General features: G+C 64.1%; 13 protein-coding genes and 1 riboswitch. Of the genes, 9 read left to right on the top strand and 4 right to left on the bottom strand.

What is annotated here, in order from left to right; all coding sequences use genetic code 11:
• Positions 1-428: 428 nt before the first annotated feature.
• Entirely contained in the window at positions 429-602 is a 174-nt protein-coding gene (locus ACYVHT_RS19845; protein ID WP_460556182.1) for a hypothetical protein, read from the bottom strand.
• Positions 603-768: 166 nt separating this feature from the next.
• Here ACYVHT_RS19845 and ACYVHT_RS19840 point away from each other — a divergent pair, with 166 nt between their 5' ends.
• Entirely contained in the window at positions 769-3,492 is a 2,724-nt protein-coding gene (locus tag ACYVHT_RS19840) for a gliding motility-associated C-terminal domain-containing protein (protein ID WP_460556179.1), read from the top strand.
• 130 nt (positions 3,493-3,622) lie between these two features.
• Here the strand turns inward: ACYVHT_RS19840 and ACYVHT_RS19835 are convergent, their stop codons facing one another.
• On the bottom strand, positions 3,623-4,609 hold the full coding sequence (locus tag ACYVHT_RS19835) for a cation diffusion facilitator family transporter (RefSeq protein WP_460556176.1): 987 nt from the start codon (positions 4,607-4,609) through the stop codon (positions 3,623-3,625).
• 188 nt (positions 4,610-4,797) lie between these two features.
• On the opposite strand from ACYVHT_RS19835, the gene ACYVHT_RS19830 reads away from it, so the two are divergent.
• From ACYVHT_RS19830 to ACYVHT_RS19810, 5 genes are all read left to right on the top strand, one after another.
• Complete coding sequence (locus ACYVHT_RS19830) at positions 4,798-6,159, top strand: divalent metal cation transporter (RefSeq protein ID WP_460556174.1); 1,362 nt, start codon at positions 4,798-4,800, stop codon at positions 6,157-6,159.
• Positions 6,160-6,289: 130 nt separating this feature from the next.
• Entirely contained in the window at positions 6,290-8,701 is a 2,412-nt protein-coding gene (locus tag ACYVHT_RS19825) for a TonB-dependent receptor (protein ID WP_460556172.1), read from the top strand.
• A 67-nt stretch (positions 8,702-8,768) separates the two neighbouring features.
• Positions 8,769-9,623, top strand: a complete 855-nt coding sequence (locus ACYVHT_RS19820; RefSeq protein ID WP_460556169.1) for a transporter — start codon at positions 8,769-8,771, stop codon at positions 9,621-9,623.
• A 55-nt stretch (positions 9,624-9,678) separates the two neighbouring features.
• Positions 9,679-9,891: riboswitch (cobalamin riboswitch) on the top strand.
• 152 nt (positions 9,892-10,043) lie between these two features.
• Positions 10,044-12,047 (top strand): TonB-dependent receptor plug domain-containing protein, encoded by a 2,004-nt coding sequence (locus ACYVHT_RS19815; protein WP_460556166.1) that lies wholly within the window; start codon positions 10,044-10,046, stop codon positions 12,045-12,047.
• 41 nt (positions 12,048-12,088) lie between these two features.
• On the top strand, positions 12,089-13,189 hold the full coding sequence (locus tag ACYVHT_RS19810) for a DUF5074 domain-containing protein (RefSeq protein ID WP_460556163.1): 1,101 nt from the start codon (positions 12,089-12,091) through the stop codon (positions 13,187-13,189).
• 100 nt (positions 13,190-13,289) lie between these two features.
• On the opposite strand, the gene ACYVHT_RS19805 is transcribed toward ACYVHT_RS19810, so the two are convergent.
• A complete protein-coding gene (locus ACYVHT_RS19805; protein ID WP_460556160.1) occupies positions 13,290-13,562 on the bottom strand; it encodes a hypothetical protein in 273 nt (90 codons plus the stop codon).
• A 158-nt stretch (positions 13,563-13,720) separates the two neighbouring features.
• Here ACYVHT_RS19805 and ACYVHT_RS19800 point away from each other — a divergent pair, with 158 nt between their 5' ends.
• Together ACYVHT_RS19800 and ACYVHT_RS19795 are read left to right on the top strand one after the other, a co-directional pair.
• Positions 13,721-14,335 (top strand): thioredoxin family protein, encoded by a 615-nt coding sequence (locus tag ACYVHT_RS19800; RefSeq protein WP_460556157.1) that lies wholly within the window; start codon positions 13,721-13,723, stop codon positions 14,333-14,335.
• A 402-nt stretch (positions 14,336-14,737) separates the two neighbouring features.
• Positions 14,738-15,310, top strand: coding sequence for a helix-turn-helix domain-containing protein (locus ACYVHT_RS19795; protein ID WP_460556155.1), 573 nt, complete (start codon positions 14,738-14,740; stop codon positions 15,308-15,310).
• 135 nt (positions 15,311-15,445) lie between these two features.
• Here the strand turns inward: ACYVHT_RS19795 and ACYVHT_RS19790 are convergent, their stop codons facing one another.
• Complete coding sequence (locus tag ACYVHT_RS19790) at positions 15,446-15,793, bottom strand: four-helix bundle copper-binding protein (protein WP_460556152.1); 348 nt, start codon at positions 15,791-15,793, stop codon at positions 15,446-15,448.
• Positions 15,794-15,975: 182 nt separating this feature from the next.
• On the opposite strand from ACYVHT_RS19790, the gene ACYVHT_RS19785 reads away from it, so the two are divergent.
• Positions 15,976-18,270, top strand: coding sequence for a B12-binding domain-containing radical SAM protein (locus tag ACYVHT_RS19785; protein ID WP_460556149.1), 2,295 nt, complete (start codon positions 15,976-15,978; stop codon positions 18,268-18,270).
• Positions 18,271-18,291 lie beyond the last annotated feature (21 nt).

Raw genomic sequence — 18,291 nt, 5'->3', positions numbered from 1 at the left:
GGTGTCGACCTGGGCCTGGCCGGGCCGGGCCGCCAGCAGCAGGCCCGCCAGCAGCGCGCCGCCCAGCAGCTTGCCGCTCAGCAGCTTGCCGCGCCATGGATTACGTAGCAGTGTGTTCATAAATGAAGAGGGGGAAAAAAGGTGATTGGATGAGCAGCGCCGATGGAAAGCATTGGCCGCTGTCAACGGCCGCTTTCGTGGCCTAATGTAGCGATAATACAGCTGATTGCCTATGTTTTCACCTGTCAGGCAATTGGCCGTGCGTCAGCCCGATTGCAGCTTCCCATTTTGCCGGGAATAAAACAACCAGTAATTTTTTATTAAGCATTTAATATAAACAATATTTAACGTTCCATGCCCCGGCCCGATGTTGCGCCGCCGGCCCACTTGCTTCCCAACGAGCCCCGGCCGGGCGCTACGCCGCGCGGCTAAGCCACGACCAGGGCGGTTACAAAGAATGATTGGCTGACCCCGATTGATGCAAAATTTGGTTGTTTTTCAGGCAAGCTATTCGGTGTGTTTTTCAATGTGCTGATATTCAGCATTTGTTGATAAAATTCATCATCTGGCGAACGAAAAAAAGCCTCATAAATAAGTTCCATTTCATCCGGAAATTATGATTTTTGGCCCTTAATTTGCTCTAATTCAGCCTCGGATAAGGGGTCGGTTTTTACGCTCTGCATTTCTCCCTGTATCTTGGTTCGCCGAATAGTCGGTAACCACCCGGTTTCGCTTTTTTCACCCTTTTATTACCCCTTTTCACCACTCATGAAAAAATTACTACATCTCTCCACCCTCTTGCTACTGAGCTGGTGCCTGTCGCTGGCCGGGATGCAGCGAGCCTGGGCCTCGCACGCCCAGGCCGGGCAGCTGAGTTACAGCTACGTGAGCACCGCCGCCAACGGCGACCAGACGTACCTGGTGAAAGTCGAGTTCTACCGGGACTGCTCGGGTATCTCCGCTCCCACGTCGTTTACCCTGAACGCCACCAACTCCTGCGGTGCCACGGCCCGCACGGCTACGCTGAACCAGGTGGGTACGCCCATCATCGGCTCGCCCTACTGCGCCAGCTTTCAGGCCCAGGCTACCTGCACCCTGACGGGCTCTTCGCCGGCCAACGCGCTGGCCAACTTTGTGGTTTATACCTATCAGAACACCATCGTGCTGCCCCCGGCCGCCGAGTGGATTCTGAGCATAGAAGAAAGCGCCCGTCCTTCGGTAACCAACCTCTCAACGGGGGGCAACCTGCGCCTGGAGGCGCGGCTCTACTCGCGGATTACGCCCGTGGGCGGTGGCACGCCCATCGTTATCCACAACGATTCGCCGATTTTCTCGCTCACCAACCTGCCCGTGCCCTTCGTGTACGTGAACCAGCAGGCCACCATCTCGTTTGCTGCTGCTGACAACGACCGCCTGAGCGGCCCCAACAACCTGGCCGACTCCCTGGTGTACACCCTGGACCGCCCCCTGAACGGTTGCAACAGCTACGAAACCTACGCTACCTATCCCGGTACCGGCTGCGTGACCCGCGTTGACCCGCGCTGCAACCGCCGCATCATCGACTGCGCTGGCTCTCCCGGCACCTATACTCAAAACCTGCCCATTTCGGTCGCCAACGATACGGTTTACGAAAACGGCAGCACTACCCGCCCGCCCTGCCCCACCAACAACTTCGCAACGGCTACGGTGCGCCCCCGCTTCAGCTTCAACTCGTCGCAGGCCAGCTTCACCTTCACGCCCAACCGCTACCTGAACACTCCTTCGGCCAACGGCGACAACAAATACGTGGTGGTAGGTAAAGTAACCGAATACCGCAAAATCAACGGCCGCTACTACCTCGTGGGCACGTCGCGCCGCGACTTCTTGGTTATCGTGATTGACGGTGCCGGCAACACGGTGCCTTCGAACCCTACCGGCACGGCCGGCCCGCCCCGCAGCGGCGTGGTGCTGAACATCACGCGTGATACCACCGACCTGGAAATCAAGACCTGCAACTACTCGCGCGTTCGCTTCAACTTCACCGACCCCGACAACACGGGCCCGAACCCCCCCACGCCCCGTCAGAACCTGACGGTGTTCTACCCGGCCAACATCAACACCGGCCTGCTGCAGGGTGGCGACATCGGCTCGTTCACGCTCGCCAACAACGGCACGCCCACGCCTTCGGCCACGTTCTACTTCCAGCCCATCTCCTCGCTGGCGGGCACGGTTATTCTGATTCCGCTGCGTATTGAAGATGACGGCTGTCCTGCCAAAGGCATTCAGTACCGCACCATCCGCATTCGCGTGGTGAACTACAAGGGTGCCACGGCCGTGGCCAACATCACCAACCCCGGCCTGGGCAACAGTGCCCCGAACCCGGCCATCTGCCCCGGCGGCTCGCTGCAAATCAACGGCTCGGTTGACCGTCCGGACTCGGTGCGGGTAGCTACTACCGGCGCTGTAATCCTGCAAACGTACTCTTATCAGTGGGTGGCCCTGGGTATCCGCACGCCGGCTCAGGCTGGTCTGCCCACCCTCACCAACACGCAGAACATCACGGTGCGTCCCACCGTTACCACGCGCTACCGCCTGTACATCTCGCCGGTGCAGGGCTTCGGCATTGGCCTGTGCGGCGACACGACTTCGGTACTGGTGCGCGTAGCACCCCAGCCCACGGTGAGCATTGCCGCGAGCAACAGCACCGTCTGCGCCGGCTCGGGTGTGACGCTGACGGCCACGGCCCGCCGCGCTACGGATGCCTTCACGGATACGTACACCTACCGTTGGACCGGCCCGAACGGCTACACCGCCACCGGTGCCAGCGTCACGGTAAACCCAACCGCTCAGAGCACCTACACGGTAGTTGCAACCGGCAACACGACCTATGGCTGCACCGCCACGGCACAGTCCTCGATTTCGGTAGCTCCGGCTGCTGTGGCCAACTTCACCCAGACTGCGGCTATCTCGTCGCGTCCCGGCAGCCTCAGCCTGATTCCGCCGGTAACCTTCGAGTTCAGCTACGCCGCGGCCCTGAACCCGGTAACGCCCGGCTTCCAGATTGACACCGTGCGCTGGACCTACCAGCTGGTGCGCAACGTGAGCGGTGCCGCAGTAACGGCTCCCCAGGTGCGCTTCTCGAACAGCCGCACCACGGCCAGAACCCCTGCCCTGGAGCCCGGCTACTACGCCATCCGTCTGTATGTGAGCACGCGTGCCGCTGGTACCAACTGCCCCGAGGGCGTATTCCTGCAGGAAGTTTTCGTGCCGGACGTAGTTACGCCGAACATCATCACCCCGAACGGCGACAACTACAACGATTACTTCGTGGTGAACTCGACGCAGCGCGGTGGCAAGCTGGAAATCTACAACCGCTGGGGTACCAAGGTGGAAGAGTTCAGCAACTACCAGAACACCTGGAACGCTGACCGCCAGGGCCCGGGCGTGTACTACTACTACATCACCGACAAAGCCGGTGCCAAAACCAAAGGCTGGATTGAGGTAGTGAAGTAACCCTCACCGCACTCAGCCAACAAAAAGAGCCCCGCGAATTTCGCGGGGCTCTTTTTGTTAAGGCCCTTTTTGCGAACCGGGAACGGCGCTCAGCATGGCCGGTTTTCGTGCAGTTGCTGAGGAATATGGCTCACCGCAACCGGTGACGCTCGTTCTTTACCGCGTTTTGCAGCGTCCATTCCACCTCGTGCCGGAAGGCGTGCTGCCGCACCGGGCAGTCGGCCACGAGGCACAGCGAGCACGCGGCAAAGGTGCAGGGGTCGGCGTGCACGAACATCTCCACCTCAACCGCAAAGCGCGCCCGAATGAGCTCCTCAATGTCGTGCAGCTGGGTGTGCACCTGCTCCAGGGTGAAATAGTAGGGCATCTGCATGTGGCAGTCGATGTGCAGGTTGGCGCCGTAGCGCTGCACGCGCAGGTTGTGCACATCAATCCAGGGCGCGCGGCGCTGGGCCTGCAATTCGGCAATGACCTCGGTGACCACGGCCGTGTCGGTTTCATCCATCAGGCCCGATACGGAGCGGCGCACCATGCGCCAGCCATTCACCAGAATGAAGCCGCCCAGCAGCAGGGCCGCGCCGCTGTCGAAGCGCACCATGCCGGTGGCTGCTACCAGCACCAGCGCCCCCGATGACACAATGGAAGTAAGCGCATCGATGTAGAGGTGCTGGCCATCGCCCACCAGCGCCACCGAGTTCAGGCGCTTGCCGGTGCGTACCAGCAGCAGCCCCACCACGAGGTTCACCAAGGCCGTGCTGGCCAGCAGGAGCACACCCCAGTCGGGCCGGGCCACCGGGTGCGGGTGAACGAAGCTTTTGGTGGCGCTGTAGAGGATAAACGCGCCGGCCATAAAAATCAGCCCGCCTTCGAAACCCAGCGACAGATTCTCAACCTTGCCGTGGCCGTAGGGGTGGTTTTCGTCTTTGGGCAGGCCGGCCAGGTACAGGCTGTAGAGCGCGAAGCCGCTGGTGGCCACGTTGATGATGCTTTCCAGGGCATCGGTGAGCACCGCCTGGGAGCGGGTGAGGCGGTAGGCGTAGAACTTGATGGCTACCAGCACAATGCTGACCACGAGGGAAAGCAAGCCGAGCCGGTATTTGGTTTGGGAAGAGGTCATGCAAGGGGGAGTTGGCCACAAAGGTCGGGCTTTTGGGACTAGCGGCCGGACAAGTTTGGGCGATACACAAGCCGCTTTCGGCTGGCCGGGCGAAACCTTTTCAGTAAAATCCAGTATTTAAACCGGTCAAAAATAATTTTTAGGGTAGTCTAAAAATTGTGTATATTTGTTAAAACCATCTGCTTATCGTGCCTCCTCTTACTGCTGCCGAGTCGAAAACACCTGTTCCCGAAGCCGGCTGGCGCCACGCCCGGCGCGGCAACTCGCTGAGCGAAGTGTACGCCAGCATCAAGGTGCCGGCGGCCAATGCGTCGTTCTGGCGCAAGCTCATGGCGTTTTGGGGGCCGGGCCTGCTGGTAGCCGTGGGCTACATGGACCCCGGCAACTGGGCCACCGACCTGGCCGGCGGCGCGCGCTACGGCTACACGCTGCTGTCGGTAGTGCTGATTTCCAACTTGTTTGCCATGCTGCTCCAGCACCTGGCCGCCAAGCTGGGCATCGTGACCGGCCGCGACCTGGCCCAGGCCTGCCGCGACCACTACTCGCGCCCCGTGAGCCTGGTGCTGTGGGGCCTGTGCGAAATCGCCATTGCCGCCTGCGACCTGGCCGAAGTCATCGGCTCGGCCATTGCGCTGAACCTGCTTTTCGGCCTGCCGCTGGCCTGGGGCGTAGTGCTTACCACGCTCGATGTGCTGGTGGTGCTGTTCTTCCAGAGCAAGGGTTTTCGGGTTATCGAAAGCCTGGTGGCGGGACTTATCATGCTCATTTTCGGCTGCTTCCTCTACGAAATCCTGGTATCGCACCCCGACTGGCTGTTGCTGAGCAAGGGCCTGGTGCCGCAGCCCGAAATCGTGACCAATCCGCAGATGCTGTATGTGGCCATCGGCATTCTGGGCGCTACGGTGATGCCGCACAACCTGTACCTGCACTCCAGCATCGTGCAAACGCGCGACTTTCCGAAGGACGAGCCCGGCAAGCGCTCGGCCATCAAGTTTGCCACCATCGACTCGACGCTGGCGCTGTTTCTGGCGTTTTTTGTGAATGCGGCCATCCTCGTTACGGCTGCGGCTGCCTTCCACGGCAAAGGCCACGAGAACGTGGCCGACATTGCCGATGCCTACCAGTTGCTGACGCCGGTGCTGGGCGCGGGCGCGGCCAGTGTGCTCTTCGCCGTGGCCCTGCTGGCCTCGGGCCAGAACTCGACCCTGACCGGCACCCTGGCCGGCCAGATTGTGATGGAAGGCTTCCTCGATTTGAAGCTGAAGCCCTGGCTGCGCCGGCTCATCACGCGGCTCATTGCCGTGGTGCCCGCCCTGATTGTGGCGCTGCTCTACGGCGAGAAAGGCACCGGGCAGCTGCTGGTGCTCAGTCAGGTTATCCTGTCGCTACAGCTCAGCTTTGCGGTGGTGCCGCTGGTGCTATTTACTGGTAGCAAGGCCAAGATGGGCGTATTTGTGAACCGACCCTGGGTGCAGGTGGTGGCCTGGGCGGTGTCCGGCATCATCATTCTGCTAAACGTGTTTTTGCTCTGGCAAACCTTCGCAGGCTAGCGAAGCCCTGAATCGGCGGGTTATCGGAAGTCACTTATTGCGTGACGCGGACTTGCTATGCCCTTTTGCATCGAATAAATCGACTATGAAAATAATAGCTTTACTGTTTTTGATATTGCCGCAGCTGCTGATGGCTCAGGCACTAACAATTATCGGAACGGTGCGCGATGCGCAACGCCAGCCGGTGTCGTTTGCCAGCGTGGCGGTGCTCGGCACGGCCCTTGGTGCCACGGCCGATGCGCAAGGGCGCTTCAGCCTGGACGGTGCGCCGGCTTCTGCGCAGTTACGGCTGCAGGCCAGCGCGGTCGGCTTCACGCCAGTAGTGAAAACCGTTAACCCAGCAATGGGCTTGAAGGTAGATTTTACCCTGACCGCCGCCGCCGCCGCCCTCACCGAAGTGGTGGTGACGGGCGTGGGCCGGGCCACCGAAATCCGCCGCAGCCCCGTGCCCATTGCGGCCCTGAGCAAGCGCGAGATGCAGCTCAACGCCAACACCAATGCCATTGATGCGGCCGTGCGGGGCGTGCCGGGCCTGAGTGCCGTCACCACCGGCCCCAACATCAGCAAGCCGTTCATTCGGGGGCTGGGCTACAACCGCGTGCTGACCATGTACAACGGCCTGCGCCAGGAAGGCCAGCAGTGGGGCGACGAGCACGGCCTCGAAGTAGATGGCTATGATATTGACCGCGTGGAGGTAGTGAAAGGCCCCGCCAGCCTGCTCTACGGCTCCGATGCCGTGGCCGGCGTGGTGAACCTGCTGCCCGCCCTGCCCAGCGGCCCCGAAGGCAGGCTGGGCGGCGATGCGGTGGCTGAATACCAGAGCGTCAACGGCCTGTTCGGTAATTCGCTGGGGCTGAACTACCAGAAAAACGGCTTCCAGACCAGCCTGCGGGCCAGCCACCGCCTGGCCCGCGACTACCGCAACGCCGTGGACGGCCTCGTGTACAACACCGGTTTTCGGGAGCTGACGGTGACGGGCATGGTGGGCGTGCAGAAAAGCTGGGGCAGCTCGCACCTGTACCTGACGGCCTACGACGACCAGCAGGAAATCCCCGACGGCAGCCGCGACTCGCTCAGCCGCCGCTTCACCCGGCAGGTAGGGGAGGGGATTTACGATGACATCAAAAGCCGGCCGCTGGTGACGGATGGCGAATTGAAATCCTACCAAATCAGTGCTTTGCGCCAGTACATTCAGCACTATCGGGTGTTCAGCCGCAGCACGTTCCGGCTGGGCGAAGGTGAGTTGCGCCTGCTGCTGGGGGTGCAGCAAAACCACCGGCAGGAGTTCAACCACCCCACCGCCCCCGGCCAGCCCGGCCTCGACCTGCGCCTGACCACCTACAGCTACGATGCCCGCTACCTGCTGCCCGCTTGGCACGGCGTCGAAATCACCGTTGGCGGCAACGGCATGACGCAAGTCAACCGCCACCAGGATGCCACCGATTTCCCCATCCCGGCCTATACGCTGGCCGATTTGGGCGGCTTCGGGGTGCTGAAGAAAGCTTTCGGGGCGCTGGAGCTAACCGGGGGCCTGCGCTACGACACGCGGGTGATTCGCTGGGCCGATTTCTACGTGGCCCCGAACCCTGCCACCGGCTTTGCGGGGGCTGCCGGGCCGGGCACGGCGGGCAGCGAGCTGCCGTTTCCCTCATTTCGGAATACCTACCAGGGCGTGTCGGCCAGCCTGGGCGGGAGCTATGCGCTGAGCACGCGCCTCACGCTGCGGGCCAACGTGGCGCGGGGCTACCGCGCCCCCAACATCCCCGAAATCGGCTCGAACGGCCTCGACCCCGGCGCGCACATCGTGTACTTGGGCAACCGCGACTTCCGGCCCGAATTCAGCCTGCAGGAGGATGTGGGCGTGTTGTGGCAGTCGCCCGGCTGGGAGGCCAGCGCCGAAATCTTCCACAACTACGTGCAGCATTTCATTTACCAGGCCCGTCTGTCTGATGCCGCCGGCCAGCCCGTGGAAATCGTGCCCGGCAACGCCACCTACCAGTACCAGCAGGCCGCCGCCCGGCTCTACGGGGCCGAAGTCAGCGTGAACATTCACCCGGCGGCCCTGCCGTGGCTGAGCTGGCGCAGCGGCGCGGCCCTGGTGCGCGGCCTCAACGAAAACGCCCCGCTGCTGGACCGCCTCGGCGCGGCGGCCCGCTACCTGCCGCTCATTCCGCCGCCGCAGGCCCGAACCGAGTTGCGCCTGACGGCCCCTGCCCGGCCCGGCCGCCTGGCCGAAACCTACTTCCGCATCGGCCTCGACTGCGTGGCCCGCCAACATCAGTTCTACGCCGTGGACGGGGCCGAAACCGCCACTGCCGGCTACGTGCTGCTGGGCCTGGGGGCGGGCACCACCTTCCGCACCCGCGCCGGCCGCGACGCGGTACAGCTGTTTCTGCAAGCCGATAACGTGTTCAATACCAGTTATCAGGCGCACCTCAACCGGCTGAAATACTTCGAGTACTACGCGGCCTCGCCCAACGGCCGCAGCGGCATCTACAACCCCGGCCGCAACCTGGGCGTGAAGGTGGTGGTGCCGTTTTGAGGAAGCCAAAGGCCGGTCTGAATGAAGTGAATGCCGGCGTTACGGCTTCCTGCCCCGTACAGGGCCCATGAAACACCTTTTCTGGCTCATTTTCCTGTTGCCGGCGGCAAGCTATGCGCAGGCCCCACCGAAAGCCTCGCCCTACGATTCGGCCCACTTTAGCTGGCGCAAGCCGGTGCCGCGCAACCGCCTGCGCGAGCTGCAGCCCGACCGCCCCGGCATCACCGAAAGCCCCTTTACCGTGGATGCCGGCCACGCGCAGGTCGAGGTGGATGCCCTTCGCCTCAGCAACAGCGGCTCCGGCAACGACGACCAGCGCCGCGAGCTGCACCTGGCCTACACCATGTTCAAGCTGGGCCTGAGCCGCCGCACCGATGTGCAGCTGGAAGTGCCGCTCTACAGCATTGAGAAGCAACGGACCACCGGCACCAGCGACTGGCAGGAGCGCACCGCCGGCTTCGGCGACGTGACCGTGCGCGTGAAGCACAACTTCCTGGGCGACGACCAGAACGGCTCGCTGGCCATGGCCGTCATCGGCTACGTGCGGCTGCCCAGCGGCGGCTCCACCGGCAGCGGCGGGGCCGAATACGGCGTGGTGCTGCCCATCGACCTGGAGCTGAGCGACAACCTCAACCTGGAAGCTCAGCTTGAAACCGACCTGAGCTACGACCGGGACCAGGCCCAGCGCTTTGTGCGCCTCATGCCCTCGGCCGCGCTGGAGTGGGACTTTGCCAAAAAAGTGGGCGTCGTCATCGAAGGCGTGACGCAGTGGAACACCGAGCAGCGCCGCTGGCAGGCCTCCACCAACCTTGCCCCGATTTTCAAAGTCACCGACAACCTGCAGCTCGACCTCGGCACCCACCTGGCCCTGAACCGCCTCAGCGACCACGAGTATTTTGTGGGCTTCACGTTTCGGCGCTGAGAAAAGCGGCGCTCAGGATGACCGGCGATTTCTCAGACGACAGGCGACTTCTGCTTACCTTTGCGCCTGCAATGGTGCCAGACCCCACTCCCGGGGCGCGGCTGAAAAGGGAATCCGGTTCGATGCCGGAGCTGTCCCCGCAACTGTACGCTCCACATCGGGGCGGGCCACGATGCCACTTTTTAGCTGCTGACTATCAGCGGCTAAATGGGAAGGCGGCCCGCCCGGCGGAGCAAGCCAGGAGACCTGCCAGGGCACTCACAGGTTCAGCATTCGCGGAGGACGAATGGAGAAAGAGAACAGCGGCCACCCCCGGGCAGCCGGATTACCCCCTGTTTTTCGGCCTCGGTCTGACGGTGGCTGGCTTCGAAAGAAGCGGGTCCGCGCCAGATTTTGAATCGAATTTTCTTCGCCGAAAATTTGATTCCGCTGCGTTCATTTTTCTTTAAGCCGACGGCCTTCTGGGGCGGGGTAATGGTGCTGTGCGCTGCCGGCCCGGCTGCGGCGCAGCAGCCCGCCCGCCCGGCCCCGCCCGATTCGGCGCAGCTCTCGCGGCGGCGGCACCGCCTGGCCGAGGTGCAGGTGCGGGCCGTGGGGCCGGAGCGCTTCGCCACCGGCAGCCGGCACTACGCCGCCGATTCGGTGACCCTGAGCCAGTACCGCAACGGCACCGTGGCCGAGCTGCTGCAGGAGCGCACACCATTGTATATCAAGAATTACGGGCCGGGGCAGCTGGCTTCCATCTCCATTCGGGGCACCTCGGCCCAGCACACGGCCGTGCTCTGGAATGGCCTGAACATCACCTTGCCCACGCTGGGCCAGAACGACTTTGCCCTGCTGCCCGTGGGCGCCAATACCAGCCTGGCGGTGCAGCCCGGCCCGGCCGCCGCGCTCTACGGCAGTGGGGCCATTGGCGGGGCGGTGCTGCTGAACACCGCGCCCGACTGGCAGCCCGGCATCCGGGGCACGGTGCAGGCCGATGCGGGCAGCTTTGGCCTGCGCGGCAGCAGCCTCAATGCCTCGGGCGCCAGCGGCGCGGTGGCGGTGCGCGTGGCTGCCAGCTACCGGCAGGCCGACAATAACTACCCCTACACCACGCAGGAGTTCAGCGGACCGGTGCGGCATCTGCTGACCGGCGCGGCCCTGCGCCACCAGTGGAGCCTGGCCCCGGAAGTGGCCCTGCGGCTGGGCACGGCCGGCCAGCTCACGGCCAGCGCCTGGCTCACCGATACCGACCGGGAAGTGGAGCCCGCCGCCGGCGTGGTGCGCAACGCCCGCCAGTACGACCAGAGCCGACGCTTCGTGCTGGGCTACCGTCGCCTGGCGTCGGCGCGGGCGCAGTGGGCCGTGCGTGCCGCCTGGTTTGAGGACGTGCTGAACTACCACGACCTCACCATTCTGAGCGACTCGCGGGTGCGCACCACCCAGGCCCAGGCCGAGTACACGGCCGCCGTGGGCCGCCGGGGCTCGCTGCGCCTGGGAGCTGAGGTACAGCACTTCAACGCCGCTTTCAGCGAATACCTGAACCCGGTGACGACGGAAAACCGCGCCGCCGCCTTTGCCCTGTTTCGCTACGACCCGCACCCCGGCCTGCGCCTCACCGCCAACCTGCGCCAGGCCGCGCTGCCCCAGGGCCGGCCCCTCACGCCCACGCTGGGCCTGGAGTGGGACCTGTGGACGAGCGGCCCGGCTGACTCACTCACCCATTCCCCTGGTCACTCCCTCACCTTCAAGGCCAGCGTGGCCCGCAGCTACCGTGCGCCCACGCTGAATGAGCGGTACTACAACCCCGGCGGCAACCCCGGCCTGCGCCCCGAAACCGGCCTGGGCTACGAAGCCGGCCTGCTGCATCGCATCAGTCCGGCGCCGCGCACCACGCTGCAAACCGAGCTCACCGGCTACCGCCAGCTGGTGAACGACTGGGTGCAGTGGACCCCCGGCCCCGAAGGGTTCTGGCGGCCCCGCAACCTGCGGCAGGTCCAGACCCAGGGCCTCGAAGCCAGCTCGGCGCTCACGCTGCGGCGCGGCGCGCACCGCCTCACGGCCCGGGCGGCCTACTCGCTCACCAGCGCCCGCACCAGCCAGCCCACTGCCGACGACCCCGTGCCCGCCGGCCAGCCGCTGCCCTACGTGCCGGCGCACACCGGCGCCATCAGCCTCGACTATGCCTGGCGGGGCTGGCGCATTGGCGCTACCAGCAACGCCAGCAGCTACCGCTACACCGATGCCACCGCCCGCGCCTACCTGCCCAGCTACGCGGTGCTGGGGGGCAGCCTGAGCTACACCCTGCACCCCGGCGCGGGCCTCGAAGCCCTGCTGCTGCTGCAGGCCACCAACCTGCTCGACCACACCTACGAGAGCTACGAAGGCCGGCCGGCTCCGCCCCGGGCCTTCGGGTGCAGCCTGCGCGTGGGCTGGCGCTAATGCTTGATTACCAATCTTTAATCCCCAATTTCTTTTTACTCATGCGTTTTTCTAAACTCCTCACTTTCCCCGTGCTGGCCCTGCTGGCCCTGGCCAGCTGCAGCCCCGACAACGAGACCACGACCGCGCCCTCATCCGACAATAACAGTGTGTATGTCCTCAACGAAGGGCCATTTTCCAATGGCACCGGCGTGGGCACCGTTTCGTTGTTCGATAAAACGTCGAAAGCCGTGACCAACGACCTGTTTCAGAGCGTGAACGGCCGCCGACTGGGCAACCTTACCCAAAGCATGGCCGTGCGCGACAAGCGCGGCTACATCGTGATGAACGGCTCGAACAAGGTGGAAGTCGTGTCGCTGCCCGATTTCAAGTCCGTGGGCGTGATTAATGGCCTGCAAAGCCCGCGCTACATCCTGCCCATCAGCACCAGCCGGGCCTACGTGACGCAGTGGGGCAACTACAGCACGGTGCGGGCCGGCATTAAAATCGTGGATTTGATTACCAACACCGTGGTCGACAGCATTGCCACCGGCTCCACGCCCGGCCGCCTCACCCTGGCCGGCGGCAAGGTATTCGTGGCCAACTCGGGCAGCGGCACCGTCACCGTCATCGACCCCGCCACCAACCGCGTCACCAATACCCTGACCGTGGGCGCGTCGCCTAACAGCTTCGCCCTCGACAAAAATGCCCGCCTCTGGGTGCTGTGCGGCGGCAACGTGGTGTACACGAGCAACTACAGCGCCGTCGACTACGGCCTTACCACGGCCGGCAGCCTCTACAGCATTGACCCCGCCAACCCCACCACCGGCACCACCACGCGCACGTTTGCCAGCAACCTCTTTGCCCCCAGCGACCTGCAGGCCAATGGCGCGGGCGACCAGCTCTACTTCCGCGCCGTGAATGCCTTCACCGGCAACGGGGCCGTGGTGCGCTTCGGCATTGCCGATGCCGCCCTGCCTTCGCTCACCACGCCGTTCATCACCGGGCAGTTCTACGGCCTGGGCATCGACCCCATCAGCGGCACAATCTATACCGGCACCGGCACGTTCTCCGCCGATAAAATGGCCCGCTACCAGACCGATGGCACCAAAATCGACGAAACCACGGTGGGCGCCGGCCCCAACGGCTTCGTGTTCTACTAAACCATCCTTCTTTTCCACACCTGCTTCTTTCTGCATAAAAAGGAAAAAGTCCCTCGCCGCCAGGTGAGGGACTTTTTTAATGGCCGGGAAGCGCCGCTGCTTAGTCGGCGATGCCGTCGTGGTTGCGGTCGGTGGCTTCGCCGGCGGCTTTGTAGAGCTCCTTGCCGGTGGGGCGGTGGGTGGTGTCGCGCGAGAGGCCGGCCGTGGCCGAGTCGCCGCCCGCTACGCCGTCCTGCGGGGCGGCGGGCCCTTTTTTGGTGTAGCCGCGCTCTACGTTGGTATCGCCTTCTTTGGTGCCGGAGCTGCAGGCACTCAGCGAAGCGGTGAGGGCGAAAGCCACGGCAACGGGGCGGAGGAGGGATTTCAGAAGCATGAAAACGAGGGAGTGGGGGTGTGAAAGATGTGCGACGTTGCAAGGTAAAGAAATAACCTCCCGCCGCGCAACCCGAACCTGCCGGCCCGGGTACGGTTGTAGCGGGGCGTGCGCCTCGTAGGTTACACGCCTTCCCTCATTCCCGTACATTTTCGCTCATGTCTTCTCTCTCCGCCGCCGCCGTGCCCGCCCCGGCCTACACCTACGCTGAGTTCCGGGCGCTGGTGCGCGACCTGGCCGCCGGCCGCCGCACCACCGGCCCCGAGCAGTCGCCGGGCCTCATCCGCTATACCGACCAGAACCAGGGCCACCTCGACCGCGCCTACGTGCTGCCGCTGCTGCCCGGGCTGGTCGAAACCCTGCGCACGCTGCCCCGGCCCGAGCAGTGGCTGGTGCTGGCCGAAGCCTGGTGCGGCGACACGGCCCACGTGCTGCCCATCCTGGCGCACCTGGCCGACGAAAGCGCCGGCCGCGTGCGCCTGCACGTCCTGCTCCGCTCCGAGCACCCGGCGCTGATGGCCGCCCACCAGACCAACGGCAAAAACAGCATTCCCAAGCTCATCCGGCGCGATGCCGCCACCGGGGCCGACCTCGGCGACTGGGGCCCGCGCCCGGCCGCCGCGCAGGAGCTGGCCCACCGCCTGCACGGCGATAAGCTGCTGCATACCAATCAGGTAGTGAAGGGCATGAACGACTGGTACGCGGCCGACAACGGCCAGGCGGTGCAGCACGAGCTGCTGGCGCTGCTGGGCGGGCAGCAGGTAGTTAAATAGATTTCGCGTATTTTCACCGTCCCGAATTCATAAAATTATGGCATTACCCCTGCGTGCCCGCCTTCAGAAACACGTTGCCGCCTGGCCCTGGCGGCGGGTGGGCGTGCTGGCAGGCATCAGCTTCGGGCTGGCACTAATGCTGGTCATTTATCTGTTTGGGGTGAGCGACCATTTTTTTAGCCGACTTTTTTCTGCCTTTTTCGTATTGTGCTGGCTGTTGGCGGTTACCTTCCTGGCCGTGGTGCCGTTCGTGACCTGGGCCACCGCCCATTGGTTTGGGCGGGGCTGGACTGAAGTCTCCACGCCGGCCCCGCGCCCACGCCGGGCGTCGGCGGGTGCTGCCACAGCGCGTTCTCATTCTTCACCGGCTGCCTCGCGGCGGCCCGAAAAATCGTAAAGCCCTTGAAAACTAATCTGCTGCATATCAAAAATATGGTGTGCCCCCGCTGCGTGGAGGCCGTGCATAGTCTATTGGAGCGCGCCGGCTACCGGCCCAAAGCGGTTTCGCTGGGCGTGGCCGAGCTGGACGACAGCACCCCCGCCGACCCCGAAGCCTTGGCGCCGCTGCTGCACGCCGCCGGCTTCGAGCTGCTGCGCGGCCGGGCCGAGCAGCTGACCGAGCAAATCAAAGGCACCCTGGCCGAATACCTGGAGCACCTGCGCACCGCCCGCTCGCCGCTCACCACCTCGGCCTTTCTGACCGACCGTTTCGCCGCCACTTACTCGCACCTGAGCAAGGTGTTTTCGCGCACGGCCCACCTCACCATCGAGAAATACCTCATCCGCCTCAAAATTGAGCGCGTGAAGGAGCTGCTCAGCTACGGCGAGCTCACCCTGAACCAGATAGCCGACCAGATGCGCTACAGCTCCGGCCAGCACTTGAGCAACCAGTTCCGTCAGGTGACGGGCTATTCCGTGAGCGAATTCCGCCGCCTGATGACCCCCGAGCGCATGTCGCTGGACGCGCTGGCGTAAGCGGGAAAGCGTCTGGCATCGCGAGGCGTAGCCGAAGCAATCGGTCCCGTGCTCAGCGACAAGCCTTGTAAAGTGAAAAGCCCCGGCTCTGAGCAGAGCCGGGGCTTTTTGTGTGGCACAGGTGTAAGCCAAGGCTTATGCCGCGTACTCCTGGCACGCCTGCACGCAGGCCTGGCAGGCTTTGGCGCATTGCAGGCAGTGGTCGTGCGGGTGCCTGGCGCACTCGTTGTGGCACTTCTGGCAAATTTCGATGCACTCGTTCAGCACATGCTGGGCGTGGTCGGAACCCCGGGCGATGAAGGCGGCGGTGAGGCGGCAGATGTCGGCGCAGTCGCGGTCGAGGCGGATGCAGGGCACCATCATTTTGAGGTCTTTTTCGTCGAGGCAGGCATCGGCGCACAGCTCGCAGGCGGCAATGCAGCGGCTGAGGGCATCGAGGACGGCTTGGTTGTGCTGGCGGGCGCGGGGAGCGGGCGTGTGCATGGGAAGGAAGGGGCTGGTAAATGGATTGATGGATAGTATTGCCTACGGGGAAGGCCGGCCTCGCGGTCATGCAGGATTTCGGCCTGGGGCCAATACTATCTTGTCTGCCCGCCGAGCCGCTGCTGCGCCCGACCTTTGCCCCAAATTGAACCCCCGCGCCCGCTGCCGGGTTAGTCCCCACTGTGCCTACTGCCTCGCCCCGCATCCTGCTGCTCACGCCGCCGCTCACGCAGCTCAACACGCCGTACCCGGCCACGGCCTACATCAAGGGCTTCCTCACGGGGCGCGGCTACGCCGCGACGCAGGCCGACCTGGGCCTGCAACTGGTGCTGCGCCTGTTTTCGGAAGCTGGGCTCAAGCGCGTTTTTCAGGAAATCGAAGCCGGCGATTTTGACCTCAGCGACAATGCCCGGCGCATGCTGCGGCTCCAGAACCGCTACCTTGCCACCATCGGTCCGGTCATCCGGTTTCTGCAAAACAAAGACCTCACGCTGGCCCCGCGCATCTGCCACGGCCGTTTCCTGCCCGAAGCCAGCCGCTTCGACAACGTGGCCGACCTCGAAACCGCCTTCGGCACCATGGGCCTGACGGACCAGGCCCGGCACCTGGCCACGCTCTACCTCGAAGACCTCGCCGACCTCATCAAGGAAACCGTGGGGCCGCACTTTGGCTTCTCGCGCTACGCCGAGAAGCTGGCCCTCTCCGCCACCAGCTTCGAGCCCCTGCACCGGGAGCTGGAAGCCGCCCCCAACCTGCTCGACCAGATGCTGCTGGAGGAGCTGGAGCCGCTGCTGGAACGCGTGAAACCGGATGTGGTGGGCTTCACCGTGCCCTTCCCCGGCAACCTCTACGGCGCCCTGCGCCTGGCCAGGCACATCAAGCAAACCCGCCCCGAAACCGTGACCATCATGGGCGGCGGCTACCCCAACACGGAGCTGCGCGACATCCGGGAGCCCCGCTTTTTCGATTACATCGACTACCTGACGCTGGACGACGGCGAAGGGCCGTGGCTGCGGCTGCTGGAGTATTTGGGTAACCGTTGTCATCCTGAGCGCAGCGAAGGACCTTTTCCCGCTGAGCAAAGAAGTAACGGCGTTGCTGCCGTGCTTGAGCGTGAGAAGGTCCTTTGTTCCGCTCAGGATGACAGGAAATTATTACAGCGCACCTTTTTGCGCGACGAAGCCGGCGAAATCCAGTACGTCAACCACCCGTTTCCCGACATTCCGCACCCTGAAGTAGGCACGCCCGACTACTCCGACCTGCCCCTCACCGAGTACCTCTCGGTGCTGGAAGTGCTGAACCCCATGCACCGCCTCTGGAGCGACGGCCGCTGGAACAAGCTCACCGTGGCCCACGGCTGCTACTGGAAGCGCTGCTCGTTTTGCGACGTAACGCTCGATTACATAAGTCGTTACGAAACGGCCCCCAGCGCCCTGCTGGTCGACCGCATCGAGCAAATCATCAAGCAAACCGGCCAGACCGGCTTTCACTTCGTGGACGAGGCTGCCCCGCCCCTGGCCCTGCGCGACCTGGCCGTGGAGCTGCTCAAGCGCCGGGTGCCCATCACCTGGTGGGGCAACATTCGGTTCGAGAAAACCTTCTCGGCCGACCTCTGCCGGCTGCTGGCTGCCTCGGGCTGCATTGCGGTGAGCGGCGGGCTCGAAGTGGCTTCGGACCGGCTTTTGGCGCTGATGGAGAAGGGCGTGACCATTGCGCAGGTGGCCCGTGTGGCCGATGGTTTTACCCAGGCCGGCATCATGGTGCACGCCTACCTGATGTATGGCTTTCCGACCCAAACCGCCCAGGAAACCATCGACAGCCTCGAAGTGGTGCGCCAATTATTCGCCGCCGGCGTGGTGCAAAGCGGCTACTGGCACCGCTTCTCGATGACGGCCCACTCGCCCGTGGGCAAAAATCCGGCGAAGTACCAGGTGGCCGCCATCGGCCCCGAGCCCGCCGGCTTTGCCTGGAACGACCTGTGGCACGACGACCCCCTCGGCACCGACCACGAGGCGTTTGGCCCCGGCCTGGCCAAGTCGCTCTACAACTACCTGCACGGCGTAGCGCTCGATGAGCCGCTGGCCCGCTGGTTCGATTTCAAAACGCCGCGCCCGGCCACCCCGCGCCACCTCGTGCAGCAGGCCCTGCAAGCGCCCGAGAAACCCGACTTTGCCCGGCAAAACCAGCGCCTGTTCTGGCTCGGCAACGCCCCCGACATCCGCCTCGAGCCCGGCAAAAAAGCGCCCCGGGCCGTGCTCACCTGCTACGAGCAGGCCGAGGATTTTGAGGTGAAAACCACCGAGGCCGCCGGCCGCTGGCTGCACCAGCTGCTCGCCCGGCTCAGCCACGACTACGACACGAAAGTGCTGGTGAAGGACGCGGCGGCCAGCTTTCCGAAATCGGAAGGTGCCTTTGAGGCGTTTCTGCAAAGCCCGGCCTGGGCGCTGCTGCGGGAGAAGGGGTTATTGATTATTTAACAGGACAATGAGATAGAAATA

It is taken from the genome of Hymenobacter daeguensis (assembly GCF_054780555.1).
Note: the sequence above shows the minus strand (reverse complement) of the source record. Positions and strands in the feature narration are given on the sequence as shown.

Excerpts from the sequence above, each read along its gene's own strand:
- ACYVHT_RS19845 (WP_460556182.1), bottom strand. The coding sequence starts at position 602 with ATGGAACTTATTTATGAGGCTTTTTTTCGTTCGCCAGATGATGAATTT.
- ACYVHT_RS19840 (WP_460556179.1), top strand. The coding sequence starts at position 769 with ATGAAAAAATTACTACATCTCTCCACCCTCTTGCTACTGAGCTGGTGC.
- ACYVHT_RS19835 (WP_460556176.1), bottom strand. The coding sequence starts at position 4,609 with ATGACCTCTTCCCAAACCAAATACCGGCTCGGCTTGCTTTCCCTCGTG.
- ACYVHT_RS19825 (WP_460556172.1), top strand. The coding sequence starts at position 6,290 with ATGGCTCAGGCACTAACAATTATCGGAACGGTGCGCGATGCGCAACGC.
- ACYVHT_RS19820 (WP_460556169.1), top strand. The coding sequence starts at position 8,769 with ATGAAACACCTTTTCTGGCTCATTTTCCTGTTGCCGGCGGCAAGCTAT.
- ACYVHT_RS19810 (WP_460556163.1), top strand. The coding sequence starts at position 12,089 with ATGCGTTTTTCTAAACTCCTCACTTTCCCCGTGCTGGCCCTGCTGGCC.
- ACYVHT_RS19805 (WP_460556160.1), bottom strand. The coding sequence starts at position 13,562 with ATGCTTCTGAAATCCCTCCTCCGCCCCGTTGCCGTGGCTTTCGCCCTC.
- ACYVHT_RS19800 (WP_460556157.1), top strand. The coding sequence starts at position 13,721 with ATGTCTTCTCTCTCCGCCGCCGCCGTGCCCGCCCCGGCCTACACCTAC.
- ACYVHT_RS19790 (WP_460556152.1), bottom strand. The coding sequence starts at position 15,793 with ATGCACACGCCCGCTCCCCGCGCCCGCCAGCACAACCAAGCCGTCCTC.